This window comes from Nostoc sp. (assembly GCF_054880495.1).
Window position 1 is genome coordinate 1 of sequence record NZ_JBTYKD010000390.1, and the last position, 6,308, is coordinate 6,308.

Sequence of the window (6,308 nt, forward strand, 5' to 3'; positions counted from 1 at the left end):
GCATCTTGCCCGCCCAGTAACCAAAGGCGGGCAAGATGCCCACCCCAGGGCTATTTCATTCTAAATAAGGATGCGATCGTTAACGCTCGTGTCGGTCAAGTAATTATGGTTGACAAAATAGATGTAATATGAATAAGGATTTACCGAAATCAGTTGGGCATAAGGCGTATAGAACCAGCCCTTTCAATGCGAACAAATGAACTACAACATCTTTTTAGTAATTCGAGTTGCAAATTGTGAGAAAAAAGGTATCTTTTAGCAATTACAAATGTTTAAGCTATTGAATTATATAAACTTAGACACGAACTGATGAAAGTTGGGCATACAATCATCGATTAAGAGATTGCAGCAGCTAAAATGATGATTTTTTCCAAAAATAAGCAATAAGCTATCTCTAGCTATACCAATTTTCTACATCAGGTAAGCCAGTGTGTTTAATCGGTTTATTAATTGCGATTAACTGCTTTTTTTATGAATGATTGTACTGCTCTAAAAGCCGAGTTATTGAAACATGCCCTTGTTTACTATCATAAATCACTGGAATTTTCGGTTTCTTTACTCCTCTAATCGCTTTTAAAAACTGTTTGAGATTAACACCTGTTGATAATTGTTGTAGAAGTTGTGCCATTTTCTCTCTTGAAAAAGTTTGGAATAGCTCCCACTCCGAAGGAGGAATTGCAATCATCATTCCTCTGTACGTACCTTGAAGCTCATCGACTAAGTAAAAATCAGATAATCCGGCTTCAATTTTCTCTACTCCATGTACGCCGCCTAAAGCACCTCTTAAAGTTGCAAGTATGTTATAAGCAACCAATGCCATTGAAAATGAAAATAAAGCGGCTTTCGGATAAGCAAGAGTCTGAATTTCTCCATTAAGATTCTTAGTTACTGTTTGAAATAAGCTTTCTATAGTCCACCGATTACGATATATTTCAGCGATTTTTGTAGCTTGTACAGATTCTGGTAAATTGCTGAAAATCGCTATTTCCCATTCTTTATCCCTTGTTGGGACAAATAACTTTAATCTGGAGTTTGGACTAAAAGCTCAGGCTCAGAAAAATTACTGAGATAATCAGAGATAAAAAATAGACAGGTGGTACTGAACTGAAGACTAAAGAATTTAAAGAAAAGCAATCAGTAGTAACACTGACTGCTGTAGAGTCAATGAATGTAATCGATAAATCATTGACGTGATGATCCTGACACAATTAGAAGAATTCCGGCAAGCAATCTACGATTGTTTGGGTAAAGCGAAAGATGCCGTATTTGAACTGATGGATGCAGTATTGACCAGCCCAAGCATTCAATCATTTGTGAGCTTGTCCCAAAGTCCAGTATTTCGGAGGCGATGGCCGAGTATATATGCAGCACTGCATGATACTCGCCCACAGAGAAGAAAACTGATGAATTTACTGATAGAGGAGGTAAAAACAGAAGCACAACCATTTTTAGCAGGAGATCATACCTTTTGGCCAAGACCAGATGCCAAGACACTCAAGGAAAGAACTTTTCATGGGGAGAGAGGAGTTGGTGTAGGTATTGGACAAAGTTACAGTACGTTAGCCTGGATACCAGAGGCAGATGGGAGTTGGGCATTGCCATTGAGACATGAACGGATCACCAGCTTTGAAACGCCAACGAGTAGGGCAGCATTTCAACTAAAACTTGTAAGTCGGCAGTTAGAAAAAAGACCACTTGCTGCTTATGACAGAGGTTACGGCAATGGCAAATTTGTGACAGCAACATCAACTCAAGATAAACTATCTCCAGGGCGTGTGGCACAAGCATTTCCCCTCATTTTGGCTGGTATTGGTACTCCTGCCGAACCCCCCAAAACCCGTGGTAAATCATCTGGTCGCACCCCAGGGCATCGACCACCCTCTCGTCCAACTTATCCCACTGTCAAAAAACGCGCATCTAAAAAAGCTAAAGCCGAAGAATCACTTAACAAAGCTGACTCAACTGCTGCTTAGTTTCGGGTGATTTTTTCATGATTCAACTTGACTCAGTTTCTCCAGGAAGTTGGGTAACTTTGTCTTGCTGTTCTCTTAATTGCTGGTTGAATCCAAATTAGTCCAAACTCCAGTTAACAGAAATTCGCTTGAATTCCCTGAAGATTCCTATGATAAGAAATATTAATTCTGCGCGATCGCATCTCCACTACTTTTACTGCTTTTCAGCGTTGGCTTAAGTTTTCGCAGATGACTGACAATTCCCCACAGGCATGCGGAACTGGACTGGCAACTGCGTTGCCTGACGACGGCGGCGTTACCGCGTCTCCTGTGAGCGATCGCACTTTAGATAAGATATCTCAGTCGATCGCAATGTCAAACGTGAGCAGCAATGGCTTCAGGTTATCCCTTGGGCTACCAGTTAGGAGTTCTGCGGCTAAACCCACAGCTTTACTTGGTATAAAGGTTAGCAGGTGCTTGATTTTCTCGATAGCCTGTTCAGGGATGCTCTTAGCTATTGGCATTAAAAATTCATTAGCAACTTCTATCAATTTGTGCAACTGTGACCACTCAGCAAATGCCTCTTCCTCTTTCGAGAGCGGTGGAGTTGGAGGTTTATCGGTCTTAGTTACTTGTGGCAAATGTGGGGTTACTGCAACTGGTTTTTCCTCAGAAGTAGGCTTTGTTTCAACTAGTACAGAACGGCGTAAGTAAACCGAGTATTATATGGGATACTTAAGTAAGTATATGAAAAGCTTTGTTTAGTGACAAAGAATCAGAGTATGGCAAGATTAGCTCCAAAAGAATTAAGTTTGAGTGATCGTGAGCAGAATGAACTGCAAGAGTTGATAAACGGACACAAGACAGCACAGCAAATCGTCATCCGAGCCAAAATTATTCTCCTGGCATCATCAGGGAAAAATAACGGTGAAATTGCTCGAATATTAGATATAAGTCTGGATATGGCTCGTTTATGGCGAAATCGATGGTTTGAAACTAGCGATAAAGAGTTGTCTATCTTTGAGAGATTACAAGACTATGGGCGGATTGGCGCACCATCAAAATTTAGTATGGAGCAAGTAATCGAGTTATTCGCGCTTGCATGTTCAAAACCTGAAGACTACGGACGCCCAATAAGTCATTGGACAGCAAGGGAACTAGCGGACGAAATCATGAAACAAGAGATTATTGAAAGTATATCCGTCCGCCATGTTGGAAGATTATTAGAAGAAGCAGAACTTAAACCCCACCAGAGCCGCTACTGGTTAACCCCCCCCTCAAGATGAAGAATTTGATGCAAAAGTTGAAAATATTACTGGTTTATACATCAGTGCGATTGAACGTTATCAAAACGGAGAGCGTACAATATCGATTGATGAAATGACTGGGATTCAGGCTACAGAGCGTTTAGAAAAAGATTTACCAATGCGACCCGGTAAGGTTGAAAGACGGGAATTTGAGTATATTCGTCATGGTACACCACCTCCACACCATCGGTATAGTCAATTGTCGCCAAAAACTCTAAACTCTCCGCAGTGCATTCTAAAGATTCTGGAGTCATAAACTCTTCTAGGTTAAAAGCTTGCTCTACTTGGATTTCAGCCCGTCCATCACTATCCTGGTCTTTATATAATGGCGTAGTGGTGGACGGGGCGGGGGAAGTGTTTATCTGAGTTGGAATGGAGTTGGGCTGTTCTGAATTAAAAGCTTGCTGTACTTGGTTTCTAGCCCGTCCATCACTATTCTGGCCTTTATATAATGGCGTAGTGGTGGACGGGGGGCAACTAGCTGTATGTATGGGGATTGGGGTAGGTTGCTCTAGCGGTTGCTCATTCCAGTTAACTTGGCTTTTTTCTGCCATCCACCATGCCATTTTTTTCCGGTCGCTTTTAATACCGCCAGCCGAGAAGGGTCACTGATGACTTTAGAATTAATACAATAAATTCAAGGTTTTACAAACCCTCCACTTCGAGTGGAGAGGGATTATAGAGTAACGCCCAACCATTATTAGGACTAAAACCTATATTTAATAAATTGTGATCATAGTATGTACCATTAGGAACATTAGGAGCATAAGGGATGAGTTGATTGATAGTACTAACAATATTTTGTGGAAAATTACCACTATAGTAAATACCATATCCGCCGTTCGCAATAATTATCCATTCACTCTTAGGAGTGAAGGCAATACTAATGATAGGTGAATAGATAGTTGGCGGTTGTTGATATATTGTCTTAATTTTGGCAATAACGTCTTGCGGAAAATTTGCACTCCAATAAGCATTGTTACCATTATTTCCAATAATTACCCACTTTCCATTGGGAGTGAATGCAATTTGATTAATAGTTAAATTTTTTTGATTTATAGTCTTAAGTTCATTAAGAGCATCTTGTGGGAAATTAGCACTATGATAAAAACCATTACCACCATAGATAATTACCCACTCTCCTTTTGGAGTGAACGCAATAGTGTTAATAATTAAGTTTTTTTGATGTATAGCAGCAAGATCATTTAAAGCGGCTGATGGAAGATTATTTGTATCATAACCATTTGGAGTATTATAGCTATTCGGACTATCGAGGATTACCCACCCTCCATTAGGAGCGAACGCAATAGTATCAGCAAGTACACCTTGAAGAACTAGATTGAGAAGAGCTTGCTGTGCATCTGAGGGAATACCTAGTGTTGTAGAATCAGCCAAAACCCTTGAAGAACTTAAAACAATAGGACATAAAGTTCCTATTGCTATTGATGCACCTACAAAAAACTTACCACCAGCTTTCAAAATCTGCCGTACTAAAAAATTATTAGACATATTGCTCCTCAAGTGGATGACAAAATAATGGTGTTTTTGTCTATTCCATATTCTGCTAGCAAAGGGCACTCACTTGTCAATCATTCGTGTGGTTTGATTCAAACCTCCTCAGAATTTTTATTTTTTGTACTACCACCTTTAGTTTTACTTAAAGGTCAAACAGTTATGCAAATCATGCGTCAAAACATTATAGGCTGTGGATTACAGGTTCTACAGTCTGCCAAGTGTTGTAACAGGTCGCTCGGTGTCCCCAGGTGGCATTGCTTGTGGTGGCATGGAATTTTGTTTTGGACTGGCAACTGCGTTGCCCAGCGACGGCGGCTGTCGCCGCGTCTCCTTGGTTGTTCTTCCGTAGGCGATCGCAATCTCTCGGTTAATCTCTGGGTTAATCTCTGGGTTAATCCCCAGCGAAAATTCCTCATCTTGTTATTCTAATCTTCTGAGACGATATAACAGGTTGTGGATTTAGAATAGCTTGCTCATCTTCCCAAAAGTTAATACCTGATTTTAACCCATTGATTTTTTAATGAAAATTCGCTTGATTGCCCTGAAGATTTCTATAGTTAAGATATGTTAATTCTGTGGCGATCGCAAAAACAGAGAGGGTCTGTTGTCGTTATTAATGGTTATGCCTTATTGGTTTATTTTGGCATAACTTCGATGAGCGCGGCTTCTATCTGTTCCAAAGCTTTATCGATCGCGTCTAACCGCTTGCGATTTTCCCACTCTTGATAAGCTTTAACGACCTGTGGTTCAGTTCCTAGACCTGTGCTACTGTTCACCCTGCCTATGTGTTGGTGACAGGTCATTTTAGGGTTTTTACCTCGCTTAACCCCGGATTTCTCACAAACAATAAAAAATCAATTTACATGATCTTATATAAGACATTTTTTTGATACATCATGAATTTAAATTTATGTGGTGTAACAGATTAAGTATAAAATAGTAGCCACAAAGATAAAATAATCACTATATTTATCTTTATACTGAAAAGAAAATGCTGTGTTCAAAAAAATAAGCATTTTCTTTACCAGACTTAGATCAAACCAAGCCCAAAGTATTATTAATTATGAAAAATTGAATGCAATTTCAGTTGACATTAAGCAGTATTCGGGAGCAATTTTAAGCATCTGTAAGCAGTAGCAAAAATATGTTTATATGGACAAGAGCTACTAATTGCAATTAAAATTCGCCGTGCGCTTACAGTAATCAGTGCGCCTAATTTCAGTAATTTAGTCCGAATAGTTCCGACTTGGGCGTTTTGTAGTTCTGTCTTCGCCAAACATTTTGACCGCAAGGCATTCATCAAAACGTAAGCTATAGAAGAAAACCACAATCGTAACTGATTACCCGCAAATGTGTGTGTACTGGTTCTATCACTAAAAAGTTCCAGTTGTTGTTCCTTAAAGCGGTTTTCCATCTCACCTCTAGGACAATACTTCTGGGTATAAAGTTCACCTGGAGCTATCTTATTTGTAGTAATTGATGTGACAATAAAACGGATATTGGTTCCCTTGACTCCATACTCAACTTTACAGAC

8 protein-coding genes and 1 pseudogene are annotated in these 6,308 nt (G+C 39.7%); 3 read left to right on the forward strand and 6 right to left on the reverse strand.

The window, feature by feature from the left end; genetic code table 11:
- Positions 1-469: 469 nt before the first annotated feature.
- Positions 470-1,009 (reverse strand): annotated as a pseudogene (locus tag ACYTXL_RS33060) (transposase); the annotation flags it as partial.
- A 184-nt stretch (positions 1,010-1,193) separates the two neighbouring features.
- Between ACYTXL_RS33060 and ACYTXL_RS33065 the strand changes: the two are divergent.
- From ACYTXL_RS33065 to ACYTXL_RS33075, 3 genes are all read left to right on the forward strand, one after another.
- Entirely contained in the window at positions 1,194-1,973 is a 780-nt protein-coding gene (locus ACYTXL_RS33065) for a transposase (protein ID WP_461928274.1), read from the forward strand.
- Between the two features lie 228 nt (positions 1,974-2,201).
- A complete protein-coding gene (locus ACYTXL_RS33070; RefSeq protein WP_461928275.1) occupies positions 2,202-2,666 on the forward strand; it encodes a hypothetical protein in 465 nt (154 codons plus the stop codon).
- Positions 2,667-2,734: 68 nt separating this feature from the next.
- Complete coding sequence (locus ACYTXL_RS33075) at positions 2,735-3,238, forward strand: helix-turn-helix domain-containing protein (RefSeq protein ID WP_461928276.1); 504 nt, start codon at positions 2,735-2,737, stop codon at positions 3,236-3,238.
- Between the two features lie 110 nt (positions 3,239-3,348).
- On the opposite strand, the gene ACYTXL_RS33080 is transcribed toward ACYTXL_RS33075, so the two are convergent.
- From ACYTXL_RS33080 to ACYTXL_RS33100, 5 genes are all read right to left on the reverse strand, one after another.
- Complete coding sequence (locus ACYTXL_RS33080) at positions 3,349-3,813, reverse strand: hypothetical protein (RefSeq protein ID WP_461928277.1); 465 nt, start codon at positions 3,811-3,813, stop codon at positions 3,349-3,351.
- A 91-nt stretch (positions 3,814-3,904) separates the two neighbouring features.
- A complete protein-coding gene (locus ACYTXL_RS33085; RefSeq protein WP_461928278.1) occupies positions 3,905-4,768 on the reverse strand; it encodes a WD40 repeat domain-containing protein in 864 nt (287 codons plus the stop codon).
- A gap of 179 nt (positions 4,769-4,947) precedes the next feature.
- Complete coding sequence (locus tag ACYTXL_RS33090; RefSeq protein WP_461928279.1) at positions 4,948-5,190, reverse strand: hypothetical protein; 243 nt, start codon at positions 5,188-5,190, stop codon at positions 4,948-4,950.
- A 219-nt stretch (positions 5,191-5,409) separates the two neighbouring features.
- Positions 5,410-5,550, reverse strand: a complete 141-nt coding sequence (locus ACYTXL_RS33095; protein WP_461928280.1) for a hypothetical protein — start codon at positions 5,548-5,550, stop codon at positions 5,410-5,412.
- A gap of 317 nt (positions 5,551-5,867) precedes the next feature.
- A partial coding sequence (locus ACYTXL_RS33100) for a transposase (RefSeq protein ID WP_461928281.1) occupies positions 5,868-6,308 on the reverse strand: 441 nt, incomplete at its 5' end.